The sequence below is a fragment of the Halorubrum sp. DM2 genome (genome assembly GCF_901686465.1).
In the GTDB taxonomy this organism is placed as follows: domain Archaea; phylum Halobacteriota; class Halobacteria; order Halobacteriales; family Haloferacaceae; genus Halorubrum.
The window spans coordinates 2,312,840-2,326,960 of the sequence record NZ_LR594487.1; the positions used below are offsets into that span (position 1 = coordinate 2,312,840).

Genomic DNA, 14,121 nt, shown 5'->3' on the forward strand with positions numbered 1-14,121 from the left:
GGAGTCCCCACCGAGACGCTCCCGTCACGCCCTGAGTCACGCGGTACAAGGCCGGAAGCTCACGACTTCAGTCGTGGGGTAGCCGACGCTCGCGTTATGCTTCGGAACAATTAACACCTGTACGGCCGTATAACGGCATCATATGGCCGACTCCACGGGCCGAGACAGCGGTCCGCCGATAGACGCCGACGCCTTCCAGGAGTGGGTCGAACACACCGCGGAGACCCGAGATATCGACGAACAGGAGCTGTTGAACCAGCTGGTCTCCGCGTTCTGGATCCTCGACGAGATGAACGGCGTCACCGAGGAGCGCGACCCGGTCGGCGGTGGGACGTCCCCTTATCCGCCGGAGCTGTCCGACCCCGACCGGCGGTCAGTCGGCGACGCCGAGGCCGCGTCCGGCGTCGCAGCCGACCGATCCGGTAGTAGCAGTGCCGGACGAGACGGCGACGAGGATGAGACCGCGTCCGACGACGAAGCCGCTGACGACCGGTCTCAGGAGGAAACCGAACCGGCCGACGGTCCCGAGAAGCCGGAGTCCGGAGCGGTCGCCGACGAGGTCCGGTCGCTCCGGGAGTCGATGTACGGGCAACTCGAGGTGACCCAGACGGTCACCGAGCTCCGGCGGCAGGTCTCGGACCTGTCGCTCGATGTCGAACAGCAGCGCTCGCGGCAAGAGGAATTCGCCGACCGGTACTCCGACAACCTGACGCGGCTCCACAGTCGGGTCGAAACACTCGACGATCGGCTTGACGAGGGCGCGGTCGACGAGACGGAGCTCGATCGGATCGCCGAGGAGTTCTCCGCCGAGATCGACCGGCTCGACTCAACACAGCGCGAGTTTGAGACGTGGATCGACGAGGAGTTCGACGAGATCGAGGGGCTGTTCAAACAGCTCCTCGACACGACCGGCACGCTCGAAGAGCGGCTCGATACGCTCGACACCGCGGTGAGCACGCTCCGCGACGACGAGGAGACCGACCGGCTCGCCGCGCTCCGGCGAGACGCCCTCGATCTCGGAACCGACACCGGTCGCTGCGAACGCTGTGAGACGACGATCGACATCTCGATGCTCGACGAACCGAGGTGTCCCGACTGCGACGCGACGTTCGTCGCCGCGGAACCGGCCGAAAGCTGGAACCCCTTCGCGAAACCGGTGCTTCGGACCGCCGAGCGTGTGAACTGAGGACTCTTCTTCCCCCTCGTGGGGGAATCTCACGGCTGTAGCCGTGGGTGGATGTCAAGTTGCGCTAGACCGGAGTTGCTCGTTGATGTCCCGATAGAGGTAGTACACGGTGATCGCTAGTACGACCGCGGAGAACAGCGTCCACAGCCGGACATTGATCGACGCTTCGCCGGCCCAGTAGGGAACGTCCGGCCGCGGGGTCGCCGGCCGAAACGGCCACAGCATGTCGTCAGACAGCGTCGGGTTCGGTAGTGACAGTACCCGACGGTTGTCCGCGACGATATGCGAGAGGTACGCGAACGCGAACGCGCCGCCCGCTCGGAGCCGGTCGGTTCGCCACGCGTACCATCCTGCGAGACAGAGGATCGGAACCGCGACCGGCAGCGAGTGGACGAAGACGCGGCCGCTCGGGATCAGACCGAACTGGTGGGCGAGCGGCTTGTCGACGAGGTCCGGCAGCTGGCTCCCGACGAACACGATCGCGAGAAATCCTCCCGTCGGAACGTCTCGGTCGCGAACGAGGACGTACGCGATGATCGGGATGACCGCAACGATACAATGCTCGATCGGAAACATTCAGTGTCGATACCGACCGCGAGCGGTGGGTCCGCAGTTCACATGTAGCCGAGGTCGCGAAGCCGTTCCATCAGGTCTTCTTTGTCCTGGGCGCGGCCGGCGCGTTCGGTCGTTCCTTCGAGGTCTTGGAGCCACGCGGGCTCTTCGGTCGTCTTATCAGTACTCACTTCGCTGCCGAGCGAGCGGAAGCCGGCGAAGTACTTCGGCGAGATGGGCACGTCCGCTTGGGTGACGCCCTCGGGGAGGTCGTCGTCGGCTTGCGGGACGTAGCCCTCGTCGGGGAACGCCTCGACCGTGTCGGGTACCACGAAGTTCCAGAACGCGTCCCACACGTCGGCCTCGGCGAACTGGAGGATGGGCTGGATGCGGTCGTGCGGCGGGAACAGGTCGGGGTCGTGGCGCGGCGAAAAGAACGTCTCGTCGGCGCGGGCCTCCTGTTCGTCCCAGCGGACCCCCGAGATGACGCCGTCGATGTCGTACTCTTCTAACGCGTCGTTGAGCGCGACCGTCTTCAGCAGGTGGTTGCCCACGTACGTGTCCAACAGGAACGGGAACGTGTCCTCCTCGAACTCTAAGATGTCGCGGATGTGATGCTGGTTGTGCTCGGAGAGTTCCGAAACAGGAATGTCGTCGCCCGGCTCTAAGCCGTGTTCGTCGACGTACGCGCCCACGTCGTCGTTGCGGGCGTACACCAGGTCGATGTTCCACTCGTCGGCCCAGTGTTCGACGAAGTCGGTGATCGAATCGAAGTGCTGGAAGTGGTCGATGAAGACGGCGGTCGGCTTCTCGTAGCCGTACTCCTCGGCGACCTGATTGATGAAGTACAGCGTTAGCGTGGAGTCTTTGCCGCCGGTCCACATCACCGCCGGATTGTCGTACTGTTCGAGTCCGCGGCGGGTGACCTCGACCGCCTTCTCGATTTTGTGCTGGATCGACGGGTAGTCCTCGGGGTCCTCGCCCTCGCCGTCGGCGTAATCGACGTCGACGCTCGCCGGGAAGTCCTCGCTCATACGAGTTGACCTGTCGTTATGATAAAAAGAATCTTTCCGTCTCTCTCGGCCTGTCAGAACCGCGTCTGTGCCCGTCCGTGACCGACTGTCCGGTCGCGGCCGCCGATCAGGGACTGGCCGACTCTTCGATGCCGTCCCCATCGGCGGCCGGATGCGAACTCCCGGTCACGTCGACGTCTGACGTTCGGCCCGGAGCTGGATCCGATCTGGAGACCAGCCCGACGGCCCGCCGAGAGGCTGCCCGCCCAACTCTGATAACGCCCATCGCGGTCAGCGCCGTAACGTAGACGACGAAGAGCGCGAGGAATCGCACCGCCCCGATCACCGTCTTGACGCCTGTCATCAACATATGTCTTCTCGCGAGCCATTATGTATAAATCTACGCGGGATATTATCAATTCTGATATCAAGATGGGGTGGCGTGTACTTCCAAACACATTTACAGGTCTCCCGTGAGGGGAGGGTATGAACCTCGCTGATTCACGCGTCCTCGTGACCGGGGGTGCCGGCCTCGTCGGGAGTCACCTCGCCGCGAGCCTACTCGACCGCGGCGCGACCGTCCGCGTCGCCGACGACCTCTCGAAGGGGACCCGCGACCGCGTGCCCGACGGTGCCGCGTTCGTCGAGGCGGACCTGACCGACCCTGCGGATGTCGCCCGCGCGGTGACCGACGACCTCGATATCGTCTTCCACTTCGCGGCGTACACCGACACGAACTACGACGACGACCGCGCGCTGTTCGAGGACAACACCGCGATGACGTACAACGTGTTAGAGCGGATGCGCGAGGTCGGTATCGACCGCTTCGCGTTCACCTCCTCGTCGACGGTGTACGGCGAGGCCCCCCGGCCGACGCCCGAGGACTACGCGCCGATGGAACCCATCTCCGTGTACGGCTCCGCGAAGCTCGCGGACGAGGCGTTGATCTCGACGTTCGCGCACTCGTACGGCGTCCAGTCGTGGGTGTTCCGCTTCGCGAACATCGTCGGCCCGCGCCAGCGCGGGAACGTGATCCCCGACTTCATCGAGAAGCTTGACGCCGACCCGACCGAACTGGAGATCCTCGGCGACGGCCGACAAGAGAAGTCGTACATGCACGTCTCCGAGTGCGTCGATGCGATCCAGCACGTCGTCGAGACCGCGGACGACGACCTGAACACGTACAACCTCGGGACGCGGACGACCACCTCGGTGACCCGGATCGCGGACATCGTCAGCGAGGAGCTGGGCGTCGACCCCGAGTACAGCTACACCGGCGGCGACCGCGGCTGGACCGGCGACGTGCCGAAGATGCGGCTGTCGATCGAGAAGCTGGCCGCGCTCGGTTGGGAGCCCTCGATCGAGAGCGACACGGCCGTCCGACGTGCGGCGCGGCAGCTGATCGACGAGATCGTGGACTGAAGCCGAACCGTCGTCGGTCTGTCGTTCTCTCGTTGAACCCAGCGCCGCCGGTGGCTCGGTCGTCGTCGGGAAGCGGTGCGGGTCGCCGACGACCCCGTCACTCCCAAGCGAAGGTGTGTAAATTGGACTCGCGATCGAGCAGCGTACAGAGTACGCGGACGATGTCACCGACACACGGTCGTTACACGGCTCACTCTCTCCTCGGTCTTGTACCCGACCGGTTCGGTGTATCCGACAAGTGGTGTGCTGTCGCTCCGTGCGATCGCTTTTGACTGCTCGTCAGTGACCCACGACTGAAGTCGTGGGCTTCCGCTTCGTGCCTCTGTGAGTCCGCCACCCTCGCCGCGTTTGTGTTGCCCCCTCGGGTGCGGGCTTCCCCTGAGGAACACGTTAATATACTACTGATCTGAAACAAGACGTATGACTGACACACCGCTCCGAGCGACGGTCACCCAGCGTGGCGTCGTCGTCACGCCGGACGAGCACGTCCTCGTCGTCCAACGGGCGTCAGACGGCGGGTGGGAGCTTCCGGGTGGTCGAGTCGATCGCCGGGAGGATGCCACTGCGGGGCTCGTGCGCGAACTGCGCGAGGAGACGTCACTCGACCCGGAGGTCGTCGCGCCGGTGGACACCGTCACGTGGGTGAACGACGACGATAACGGCCGGTTTGCGGTGTACTACTACTGTCGCGGCTCCCGGCAGCCGGTGTCGCTGTCGCCCGAACACGACACCGCCGCGTGGCGGCCGGCCGCGGCGGCCACGGAGCGGCTGAGCGACCCCCAGACCGCGGCCGTCGAGGCGGCGGTCACACGGCACCGACGCGCGGTCGACCGGGGGTCGGCCGCCGCTCCGTCCTCGGGGCGAGAGCGCGGTGAGCGCTCGTGAGCCGACCGGGGGTCAGCCGGCGTGATAGCCCCTCTCCCGTGGTCGACACGTTGGCGTCGCAACTCCGCAACTCGAGACACGAGACGCTTCTGTAGGAAAACCCAGCCGGTCACTACCAAGACGCGCTGTGACGCCGCCTCCGGGGACGATACCTGTCGATCGACCCCGTCGAGTTTGCTGCCGGTATCCCGGTTCTAGACCGGATCATCAGGCCGAGTAGACGATCGGCGTCTCGTGTCGGCGGGCCGCGTCACGACGACGAGTCGTCGGCCGGCGTCGTTCCGGGGGTCTCCCGGGGCGCGACGGTGGCCGTGACCTCCGTGAGCGTTCCCTCGCGGATCCCGTCGCCCCCGGTGAGGTCCCACGCGAACCGCGCGGGAAACGCCTCGGCGTGGTCGAGGCGAACGACCGTCTCGGACGGCACCGTTTCGAGTACGGCCGCGAGCGCGTCGACCCCGAACGCCGACCGCGCTGGCCCGGCCGTGACCGGGCCGGGGAGGTCGGCCCGCGGGCGGCGGTATCGGGTGTCGGCGGTCGCCGTCTGCGAGGCGGTCGTGGCCGGCTCGACGTAGAACGCGTCCGTGACCTCGTCGTAGCCGAGCGCGACGACCTCCGTCCGGTCCTCGAAGTAGTCGAGGGCGTCGGCGAGCGCGTCGCCGTGGTGGTACGTCGTCGCCCCCTGCGGCGGGTCACCGACATCGGGCAGCTCCACGGACGCGTCCGTCTCGACTGCCTGCGTGTGAACGAACGCTGATTGTTCGAGGGTGAGCGTCTCCTCGTCGGGGTCACAGCCGAGCGTCGCGGGCCCGTCAGCGCCCTCGGCCGCGAGGACGTCCGCGAGCGCGGTTGCGTCGACGCCGACCGTGCCGGGGGTGGCGTCGTATCGGTCACACAGCGTCCGGTGGAGGTTCGCCTGGACGGCTGTCACCATGGCATCGTCGACGCTCGCGGCGACGAGTCCGTCGTCCGCCACCGCGAGTTCGGTGGGGCCGTCGACGGCCGCGACCGGTGCGAACAGTCGCCGGAGGTGACGCCGGTCGATTGTGGCTTCGAGCCGCGGCGGGGGCGCGGACGTAGCCGGGAACCACGAGCGCATTACACCCAGCACGTCATTCCAGTAACAGGTATTTTTCGGTCTCCGTCGGGACCCTCGCTGATCCGTTGGCGTCACCGACGACCCGGTTTGCCATCATGTCGACCTCCCCGCTGAGGGCGGTGAACTCGTTTCAGTCGGTGACCCTGTCGGCGTCGACATCGACGTTGCCTATGTGTTTGCGGTCTGTGACGCACGCCGCGACGGTCGCCCAACGTCGCCGCTCCCGATGATCGATAGACGCATCTTGCGTGGTCGTCCACGGGTGGGTGACAAGAAACGTCTCGTTAGCGGCTCGACCAGTTTTCAGATGCTTAGTTTCGACGAATGATAGCGATCGTAGCTCGTCAGTATTCAAATCTAATGATAAAAAATATCTATCGGGGGTGTGGACATCAGAGTAATTCATGGAGGTCACCAAAGCAGTCATCCCTGCGGCCGGGTTCGGGACGCGATTCCTGCCCGTCACGAAGGCCCAGCCGAAGGAGATGATGCCCGTTCTCGACAAGCCGACGATCCAGTACGTCGTCGAAGAGGCCGTCGAGGCCGGCATCGACGACATCCTCATCATCACCGGGCGGGGCAAACAGGCGATCGAGCGTCACTTCGACAAGTCCTACGAACTCGAAGAGGCGCTCGAAGCCGACGGCAAACTCGATCGGCTCGACCGCGTTCAGGAGATCGCCGACCTGGCGGACATCCATTACGTCCGACAGAAGGAACGCGACGGACTGGGTGATGCGGTCCGATACGCGCGCAAGCACGTCGGTGACGAACCGTTCGCGCTCTTGCTCGGGGACACTATCATCGAGAACGACACGCCGTGTACGGAGACGCTCATCGACGAGGCGGAGGCTCACGAGACCTCGGTGCTCTCCTTGGAACGCGTGCCCTGGGAGCAGGTCCCGTCGTACGGCGTTGCGGACACCGGTGACGTGGAGTCAAGTGCCGGAAGCTTCCCGGTCAACGACTTCGTCGAGAAACCGCCACAGGACGAGGCCCCGTCGAACCTCGCGATCACCGGTCGATACGTGCTCACGTCGGAGATCTTCGAGCTGCTCGAATCGACGGAGAAGGGCGTGGGCGGCGAACTCCAGCTGACGGACGCGCTCCGAGAGCTCGACGACGTACGGGGTGTGGAACTCGACGGCGACCGCTACGACATCGGGAACATCCCGAGCTGGCTGCGGGCGAACATCGAGATGTCGCTCCACCATAACGACGGCGAGATCAACGAGGCCGTGGAGGCACTCCTCAGAGAGCAGTCGCTATGAGCCGGATCCTCGTCACTGGGGCTGCGGGCTTTCTCGGGTCGTTCCTCTGTGACCGGCTGCTGGCGGACGGCCACGAGGTCATCGGCATGGACAATCAGGTGAGCGGACGGACGGAGAACCTCGACGACGCGTTCTATCACGACGATTTTTCGTATTACGAACACGACGTGACGGAGTTCATCCACGTCTCCGGCGAGTTGGACGCGGTGCTACACTTAGCGAGTCTCGCGTCGCCGGTGTTCTACCGGGATCACCCGATCAAGACGCTGAAGGTCGGCGCGCTCGGCACGCACAAGACGCTCGGGCTGGCGAAAGAGAAGGACGCGACGTACCTGTTCACCTCGACGAGCGAAGTGTACGGTGACCCCGAAGTGAACCCGCAGCCGGAGTCGTATCGCGGGAACGTGGATTCGTACGGGCCGCGGTCGTGTTACGACGAGTCGAAACGCTACGGGGAATCGCTGGTGCGGGCGTATCGGGATCAACACGACCTGGACGTGCGCGTCGCCCGGATTTTCAACACGTACGGGCCCCGGATGCGGTTGGATGACGGGCGTGTGATCCCGAACTTCATGAAACAGGCGCTAACTGGGGAGGATCTGACCGTGTACGGTGACGGAGAGCAGACGCGGAGCTTCTGTTACGTCTCGGATATGATCGACGGGCTGGTGGCGCTGTTGGAGTCCGACGTACAGGAGCCAGTGAATATCGGGAACCCCGACGAGCGAACGATCAACGAACTCGCGGAAGTCGTGCGTGAGGTGACCGAGAGCGAGAGCGGGATCACCCACAAGGAGTTGCCGCCACAGGATCCGCAGGTTCGCCGACCGGATATTACGAAAGCGCGTGAGGAGTTGGAGTGGGAACCGACGGTAGACCTTCGAGACGGGCTTCGACGTTCCGTTCCATACTTTACGGAATAGCTGTCCTCGCTTCCTGTGTCTTCGCCTCTCTCAGAACGGAACTAACTGCGTCCTTGCGTACCGGATTCTGCGCGTGTCGCGTCTGACTGGTTGACAGAGTGAAAAGACATATGCCGGCGTCACGACACCCTTCGACCATGCAAGCCGTCGTACTGGCCGCCGGCGAGGGGACACGGCTGCGCCCGCTCACGGAGGACAAACCGAAGGGGATGGTCGAGGTCGACGGGAAGCCCATCCTGACGCACTGTTTCGAGCAGCTCGCCGACCTCGGTGCCGACGAGTTCGTCGTCGTCGTGGGGTATCTCAAAGAGGCGATTATCGACCACTACGGCGACGAATTCGACGGCATTCCGATCACGTACGCCCACCAGCGCGACCAGCAGGGGTTGGCTCACGCGCTGTTGACCGTCGAAGAGCACGTCGACGACGACTTCATGCTCATGTTGGGCGACAACGTCTTCCAGGCGAACTTAGAGGACGTGGTGCGACGCCAGCGCGAGGACCGCGCGGACGCGGCGTTTCTCGTCGAGGAGGTCGACTGGGAGGACGCGTCGCGGTACGGGGTGTGTGACACGAACAAGTACGGCGAGATCACGGATGTGGTGGAGAAGCCCGACGACCCGCCGTCGAATCTGGTGATGACCGGCTTCTACACGTTCACGCCCGCGATCTTCCACGCGTGTCACCTCGTCCAACCGTCGAACCGTGGGGAGTACGAGATTTCGGAGGCGATCGACCTGTTGATTCAGAGCGGCCGAACGATCGACGCCATCGGACTGGAGGGCTGGCGGATCGACGTGGGGTATCCCGAGGACCGGGACGAGGCCGAGCGGCGGTTGCAGGACGAGGAGGTAGAGGCTTGACATCCTCTCCGCGCTGAAACGCGAGGCTTTCTCCTTGATTCTCCGTAAGACGGGGACAGACGGTTCTCTCGGAACGGCGTCGGGGAGTGGATCATACGCGGTCCATCGCATAATCTCGTAGTCCCGGGACGGAACGTCGAAGGGCTGCGAGGAACCCCCCACCCCATCGGTTCCGCTGTTAGCATAGGGGTGTCGGGAACGAAGACATGAACGAGACAGAGGTGACCGCTAACAGCGGAAGCAGTGGGGGCATTCGTCGCAAATGGTGAGTGATGAGACGCACAGTACCCCCACCCCACCACTTCCGCTGTTCCAGTCTCCCCTCGCGGAGAGATGTATCTGCCTATACCCCCATCGGTTCCGCTGTTATGACAGAGAGGTCGATCTCTCGACGAACCTAATTGTTAACAGCGGAACTGCCGGGGTTAGGGATATATAAAATATCGACAACAGCGGAAGCAACGGAAGTAATGGTTTTATATAGAAACGGGGATCGTACTATGAATATGGCCGACTTCTCGTTCACTCCGAACGACGCTATCTTCGAAAATCGGGAGGCGCTCCTCGAAGAGTGGACGCCGGACAGCCTTGTCGGGCGGGACGAGGAGCTCACCCGATACCACGCCGCTCTCCAACCCGTCATCAACAACGAGACTCCCTCGAACGTCTTTCTCTACGGAAAAAGCGGGGTGGGAAAGACTGCGGCCACGCGCTATCTTCTCCGCACGCTCGAAGGGGACGCAACCGACGTGCCGGAACTCGAACTCACGACGATCGAGGTCAACTGCGACGGCCTGAACACGTCCTATCAGGTGGCCGTAAAACTCGTTAATGAACTCCGGGAGCCGGGACGGCAGATCTCCAACACGGGGTATCCACAGGCGAGTGTGTATGAGTTCCTCTTCGACGAACTCGACACGTGTGGGGGAACGGTTCTCATCGTCCTCGACGAAGTCGATCACATTGGTGACGATTCGTTGCTGTACAAACTGCCGCGTGCTCGCTCGAACGGCGACATCAGCGACGCGAAGCTCGGCGTCATCGGCATCTCGAACGATCTGGACTTCCGGACGCAGCTGTCCTCGAAGGTTCGATCGTCGCTTTGTGAGAAGGAGGTGTCGTTCAGCGCGTACGACGCCGACGAGCTCCGACTCGTCCTCGAACAACGCGAGCGGGTCGCGTTTCAGGACGGCGTTCTCGAAGACGGAGTTATCGCGATGTGTGCAGCGTACGGCGCAAAGGACTCCGGTGACGCACGGAAGGCGTTGGATCTCCTCTTGGAGGCCGGAGACGTTGCACGCGAGAGCGGGTCGGACGTCGTGACCGAGGCGCACGTTCAGAAGGCCCGTGAGCGCGTGCAGATGGATCAAGTGGTAGAGGGCATCCAGAACTACTCCGAGCACGGGAAGCTCGTGTTGTACGCACTCACGCTACTCCACGAACGTGATGAGACGCCAGCACGGACGCGCGAAGTCGTTGAGACGTACCGGGAGGTGGCTCACTCGGAGGGGGTGAGTCCGGTGTCGGAGCGCTCGGTACGTGACTATCTCGGCGAGTTGGCGCAGCTGGGAATCACGAGTTCGACGGAACACAACCGCGGGAAAGGCGGCGGAAAGTACAACGAACACCGGTTGACACAGTCCGTTTCGGCAGTTCGGAGTGGGTTATCGACGTTGTTGGAGTCGGCTTAAGCAGGGTTCGATTGCGGTGGTGTCTGTTCCGTGCTAACAGCGGAAGCGGTGGGGTGGGTGTGGGGCGGCTCCACACAATCTTCCACGCGTGTCATCTCGTTCAGCCGTCGAATCGTGGTGAGTACGAGATCAGCGAGGCTATCGACTTACTGATTCAGAGCGGGCGGACGATCGACGCGATCGGACTAGAGGGCTGGCGGATCGACGCAGGGTATCCCGAAGATCGAGAGGAGGCTGAGCGGCGGTCACAGGGAGGGGAAGTGGAAGCCTGACAAAATCTGTTGACTCAATTAACTCAGCCTACTCTTGATTCGGTATCGATTGGACTTTTCGGTCGAATTAAGTCCACGCGTATAATGTAAACCGAACGTCATGGCCTCACTTCTTCGGTCGATACTCTCTATCTTTTCAGGGAAAGTCGTCGGCATACTGATTAGCTTGGTGTTCACTCCGATTCTTGTCCGAATTATCTCTCAAGCGCAGTACGGCTTGTATGCAAGTGTATTGGCTGGATTTGGTATTGTAACGCTGCTCTCTAAAGGGGGGCTGTTTGACGCGACCCGGAAAACGGTCGCTGAACACATCGACAACCCAACTGAGATTTCGTCGGTCATCTCTACGTCGTTGCTCCTTAGCGTGATTTACGGGTTGATCGCCACTGCTCTCGTATTTCTGAGTCTCCGCTTGGAGATTGTCCCCTCCCGATACACGCCGTATGTCTGGGTACTCACCGGTGCGATACTCTTCACGAACGTCTTCGCGATCGTCAAAGGAGCCTTCTACGGCCTCCAGAAAGAGTCAGTCGGTGAAGTCCTAAACATCGCACGCCGGCTGATATACACGGCTGGCGCGTTGTCACTCGCATACATTGGGTACGACGTGGTAGGTGTGTTCGCCGCGTACGCGTTCTCATTTTTGCTTCTTAGTATATCGGGAGCCGTCGTACTGACGAGATATTCCTCATTTGGATTACCGGGACGAGACGATCTTGTAACATATGGTCGGGGGATTTCGACTTTTGGTGGGTATCAATTGGTTGGCGGACTGAGTGCGATGTTGCTGTACCGAACTGACATCCTTCTCGTTGAGTTCTTCAAAGGGGGGACGTTTACCGCCCTCTATCAAAGTGCAATAACCCCCGCTGAGATGATCTGGTTCGTCCCGTCCGCGATACAGATGGCGTTCCTCCAGCACACGGCGAGCCTCTGGAGCTCCGATCAGATCGACGAAATCAATGAGAATATACAAACGGGAGTCAAATATGCCGTCCTCTCGTTGACACTCTTCGGTGTCGGCTTGGTGGTCCTCGCAGAGCCATTCCTAACTGCTTATTTCGGCCCGGAATACACGGATGCGACTACAACGCTCCAGGTACTTGTCTTCGGGACGTTCTTTTTCGGTATTACTAGAGTCATCGTTCCTGTGTTCCAAGCAGCAGGCTGGGTACGACATACGGAACTCATTACGTTTGGTGCGCTCATTCTTAACGTCCTCTTGAACGTTACCCTCATCCCTCGATACGGTATTATCGGGGCCGGAATCGCGACTGGACTGTCTTACGTCGCCATATTCGTCGGGAATGTCACGCTCTGGAAGTACTCTCCATTCGACATCGTTCCGCTGAGGTGGGCCGGCAAGCTCGCAATGACGCAAGGGATCTTCGCTGTTCTCTTTCTCGGTCTCGTCAGATTTATTGATCTCTCACCGTGGCCTTCGCTGCTCGTGTTCCCCCTGTTGGGATTGGTACTGTTCCTCGGTATCAATATCACGGCCGGGTACGTACCGACTCAGCCGGCACAGCCCTACCTAAAGCGTGCGAAGAGGTTCCTGTCCTAGTCGCCGTCGACGACTCTCGTCCCGTGACCATTGTGGGACTGTATACATGACTGGAAGACACTCACGAGTTCGTCGACCGCCTGTGAGATGTCGAATTTGGACTCCACAGTTTTACGACCGTTGGCTGCGATCTCCTTCCGGCGATTCTGGTCGTCGAGTAGAGAGGATAACGCGTCGACGAGAGCTTCCGAGTCATTCGGCTCAACCAGAATCCCGTCGTGTCCGTCCGTGATCAACTCCGGAATGGCCGAGATCGACGTGGAGACACACGCGGTTTGGGTGGCCATCGCCTCTTTCAACGCGACGGGTGCGACATCTCGATCGCCGTCCGAAGCGATGACGCATGGAAGCACGAACAGTTCCGCCTCATGTAGTTCGGTCTCCAGCCGCTCGTCTGAGACGTGCCCCAAGAACTTGACATAGTCTTCGATTCCGTGTTCACGAACCCGGCTGCGGAGAGTCTCCTCGCGTTCGCCAGTACCGACGATGTGGTACTCTACGTCGTAACCTCGGTCGATGAGCTCGGTGACTGCGTCGATTGCGTACTCGTACCCTTTCTTCTCGACGAGTCGCGCAACCGTGAGGAGGCGTCCGGAGACGCAGCCATCGGACGGCTCGAATTTGTCGACACTCGTAGTGGCCGGTACCACGGTCATGTCTGTTTCGACGCCGATTTCCTCGGAGAGATATCGTTTGTTGTACTCCGACGGGACGATTACATGGTCAAAGCGGGAACAGACGCGTTGTAATCGTTTGAGACTCGGGGGAGAGAAGATCTCGTAAGCGTGTGCGGTAACTGTACAAGGTATTTCGTAATATACAGCGGCGTAAGTACATGCGAGTCGATTCGGTGCTGCAAAGTGCGCGTGAATCAAATCTATCTCTTCTTCTTTGTTTATCACCTCTATTATCTGCTTTCCAAAGTGCAAGTAATATGCATGATGGAGAGGTCCCTCAAAGAAGGCTGCGTGGCGAAGAACCTTGGGATTTAAAACCGACTTAGAGAATAGCTCTGGTAGCGAAGTAAGAGATGGCTGCTTTGCATAATATACCGAAATATCCATTCCTGATATCTCTTCGTGTGTAACTTCTTCGTCTGGGCGAGTAAACGAGAAAACCACGATGTCGTGTCCTCGTTGTTTGAGCTCGTACAATTCGTTAATAACGAAGCTCTCAGAGAGTTTTGGGAACTCATTAACAGTATACAGAATTCGCATAATTGAACCTAGTCTATTTATCTATTTGATGTGACTTATACGCTGCTATCGAGGATATACATGTGTCTGTACCGCATTTACCTTGGAGTTATACTGGTTGATAATATTTCAACATCTAACCTGTGGATATAATATTGGCATTTATATATAATATACACTCCACACT

The 14,121-nt window shown here is 61.0% G+C and carries 13 protein-coding genes and 1 pseudogene; 9 read left to right on the top strand and 5 right to left on the bottom strand.

Going from position 1 to position 14,121, the window contains the following annotated elements; translation table 11 throughout:
* Positions 1-142 precede the first annotated feature (142 nt).
* Complete coding sequence (locus QOL69_RS11675) at positions 143-1,186, top strand: hypothetical protein (RefSeq protein WP_283403302.1); 1,044 nt, start codon at positions 143-145, stop codon at positions 1,184-1,186.
* 54 nt (positions 1,187-1,240) lie between these two features.
* Here the strand turns inward: QOL69_RS11675 and QOL69_RS11680 are convergent, their stop codons facing one another.
* The 3 genes from QOL69_RS11680 to QOL69_RS11690 all read right to left on the bottom strand — a co-directional run bounded on the left by QOL69_RS11680 (position 1,241) and on the right by QOL69_RS11690 (position 3,115).
* A complete protein-coding gene (locus QOL69_RS11680) occupies positions 1,241-1,762 on the bottom strand; it encodes a metal-dependent hydrolase (RefSeq protein ID WP_283403303.1) in 522 nt (173 codons plus the stop codon).
* Between the two features lie 38 nt (positions 1,763-1,800).
* Entirely contained in the window at positions 1,801-2,772 is a 972-nt protein-coding gene (locus QOL69_RS11685; protein WP_283403304.1) for a phosphoadenosine phosphosulfate reductase family protein, read from the bottom strand.
* A 106-nt stretch (positions 2,773-2,878) separates the two neighbouring features.
* Complete coding sequence (locus QOL69_RS11690; RefSeq protein ID WP_154018069.1) at positions 2,879-3,115, bottom strand: hypothetical protein; 237 nt, start codon at positions 3,113-3,115, stop codon at positions 2,879-2,881.
* A gap of 122 nt (positions 3,116-3,237) precedes the next feature.
* Here QOL69_RS11690 and QOL69_RS11695 point away from each other — a divergent pair, with 122 nt between their 5' ends.
* Both QOL69_RS11695 and QOL69_RS11700 read left to right on the top strand, forming a co-directional pair.
* Positions 3,238-4,173, top strand: coding sequence for an NAD-dependent epimerase/dehydratase family protein (locus QOL69_RS11695; RefSeq protein WP_283403305.1), 936 nt, complete (start codon positions 3,238-3,240; stop codon positions 4,171-4,173).
* A gap of 420 nt (positions 4,174-4,593) precedes the next feature.
* On the top strand, positions 4,594-5,058 hold the full coding sequence (locus QOL69_RS11700) for an NUDIX domain-containing protein (RefSeq protein WP_283403306.1): 465 nt from the start codon (positions 4,594-4,596) through the stop codon (positions 5,056-5,058).
* Between the two features lie 250 nt (positions 5,059-5,308).
* Here QOL69_RS11700 and QOL69_RS11705 read toward each other — a convergent pair whose 3' ends face one another.
* Entirely contained in the window at positions 5,309-6,154 is an 846-nt protein-coding gene (locus tag QOL69_RS11705; protein WP_283403307.1) for a beta clamp domain-containing protein, read from the bottom strand.
* Positions 6,155-6,558: 404 nt separating this feature from the next.
* Here QOL69_RS11705 and galU point away from each other — a divergent pair, with 404 nt between their 5' ends.
* From galU to QOL69_RS11735, 6 genes and pseudogenes are all read left to right on the top strand, one after another.
* Positions 6,559-7,425, top strand: a complete 867-nt coding sequence (gene galU, locus QOL69_RS11710) for a UTP--glucose-1-phosphate uridylyltransferase GalU (protein WP_283403308.1) — start codon at positions 6,559-6,561, stop codon at positions 7,423-7,425.
* Complete coding sequence (locus QOL69_RS11715) at positions 7,422-8,348, top strand: UDP-glucuronic acid decarboxylase family protein (protein WP_048077012.1); 927 nt, start codon at positions 7,422-7,424, stop codon at positions 8,346-8,348. Before galU ends, QOL69_RS11715 begins: the two co-directional genes overlap by 4 nt.
* A gap of 137 nt (positions 8,349-8,485) precedes the next feature.
* Positions 8,486-9,211, top strand: coding sequence for a UTP--glucose-1-phosphate uridylyltransferase AglF (aglF, locus tag QOL69_RS11720; RefSeq protein WP_048077013.1), 726 nt, complete (start codon positions 8,486-8,488; stop codon positions 9,209-9,211).
* A 506-nt stretch (positions 9,212-9,717) separates the two neighbouring features.
* Complete coding sequence (locus QOL69_RS11725; protein ID WP_283403309.1) at positions 9,718-10,902, top strand: orc1/cdc6 family replication initiation protein; 1,185 nt, start codon at positions 9,718-9,720, stop codon at positions 10,900-10,902.
* Positions 10,903-10,979: 77 nt separating this feature from the next.
* A pseudogene (locus QOL69_RS11730) lies at positions 10,980-11,174 on the top strand (UTP--glucose-1-phosphate uridylyltransferase); the annotation flags it as partial.
* Positions 11,175-11,274: 100 nt separating this feature from the next.
* On the top strand, positions 11,275-12,738 hold the full coding sequence (locus QOL69_RS11735; protein ID WP_283403310.1) for a flippase: 1,464 nt from the start codon (positions 11,275-11,277) through the stop codon (positions 12,736-12,738).
* Here the strand turns inward: QOL69_RS11735 and QOL69_RS11740 are convergent.
* Positions 12,735-13,955: a glycosyltransferase family 4 protein gene (locus QOL69_RS11740; protein ID WP_283403311.1), complete on the bottom strand. Its 1,221-nt coding sequence runs from the start codon at positions 13,953-13,955 to the stop codon at positions 12,735-12,737. The two genes, QOL69_RS11735 and QOL69_RS11740, sit on opposite strands and share 4 nt — an antisense overlap.
* Positions 13,956-14,121: the final 166 nt, after the last annotated feature.

What these genes read in the sequence shown, in the direction of transcription:
- QOL69_RS11675 (WP_283403302.1), top strand. Translation starts at nt 143, where the DNA reads ATGGCCGACTCCACGGGCCGAGACAGCGGTCCGCCGATAGACGCCGAC.
- QOL69_RS11680 (WP_283403303.1), bottom strand. Translation starts at nt 1,762, where the DNA reads ATGTTTCCGATCGAGCATTGTATCGTTGCGGTCATCCCGATCATCGCG.
- QOL69_RS11685 (WP_283403304.1), bottom strand. Translation starts at nt 2,772, where the DNA reads ATGAGCGAGGACTTCCCGGCGAGCGTCGACGTCGATTACGCCGACGGC.
- QOL69_RS11690 (WP_154018069.1), bottom strand. Translation starts at nt 3,115, where the DNA reads ATGACAGGCGTCAAGACGGTGATCGGGGCGGTGCGATTCCTCGCGCTC.
- QOL69_RS11695 (WP_283403305.1), top strand. Translation starts at nt 3,238, where the DNA reads ATGAACCTCGCTGATTCACGCGTCCTCGTGACCGGGGGTGCCGGCCTC.
- QOL69_RS11700 (WP_283403306.1), top strand. Translation starts at nt 4,594, where the DNA reads ATGACTGACACACCGCTCCGAGCGACGGTCACCCAGCGTGGCGTCGTC.
- QOL69_RS11705 (WP_283403307.1), bottom strand. Translation starts at nt 6,154, where the DNA reads ATGCGCTCGTGGTTCCCGGCTACGTCCGCGCCCCCGCCGCGGCTCGAA.
- galU (WP_283403308.1), top strand. Translation starts at nt 6,559, where the DNA reads ATGGAGGTCACCAAAGCAGTCATCCCTGCGGCCGGGTTCGGGACGCGA.
- QOL69_RS11715 (WP_048077012.1), top strand. Translation starts at nt 7,422, where the DNA reads ATGAGCCGGATCCTCGTCACTGGGGCTGCGGGCTTTCTCGGGTCGTTC.
- aglF (WP_048077013.1), top strand. Translation starts at nt 8,486, where the DNA reads ATGCAAGCCGTCGTACTGGCCGCCGGCGAGGGGACACGGCTGCGCCCG.
- QOL69_RS11725 (WP_283403309.1), top strand. Translation starts at nt 9,718, where the DNA reads ATGGCCGACTTCTCGTTCACTCCGAACGACGCTATCTTCGAAAATCGG.
- QOL69_RS11735 (WP_283403310.1), top strand. Translation starts at nt 11,275, where the DNA reads ATGGCCTCACTTCTTCGGTCGATACTCTCTATCTTTTCAGGGAAAGTC.
- QOL69_RS11740 (WP_283403311.1), bottom strand. Translation starts at nt 13,955, where the DNA reads ATGCGAATTCTGTATACTGTTAATGAGTTCCCAAAACTCTCTGAGAGC.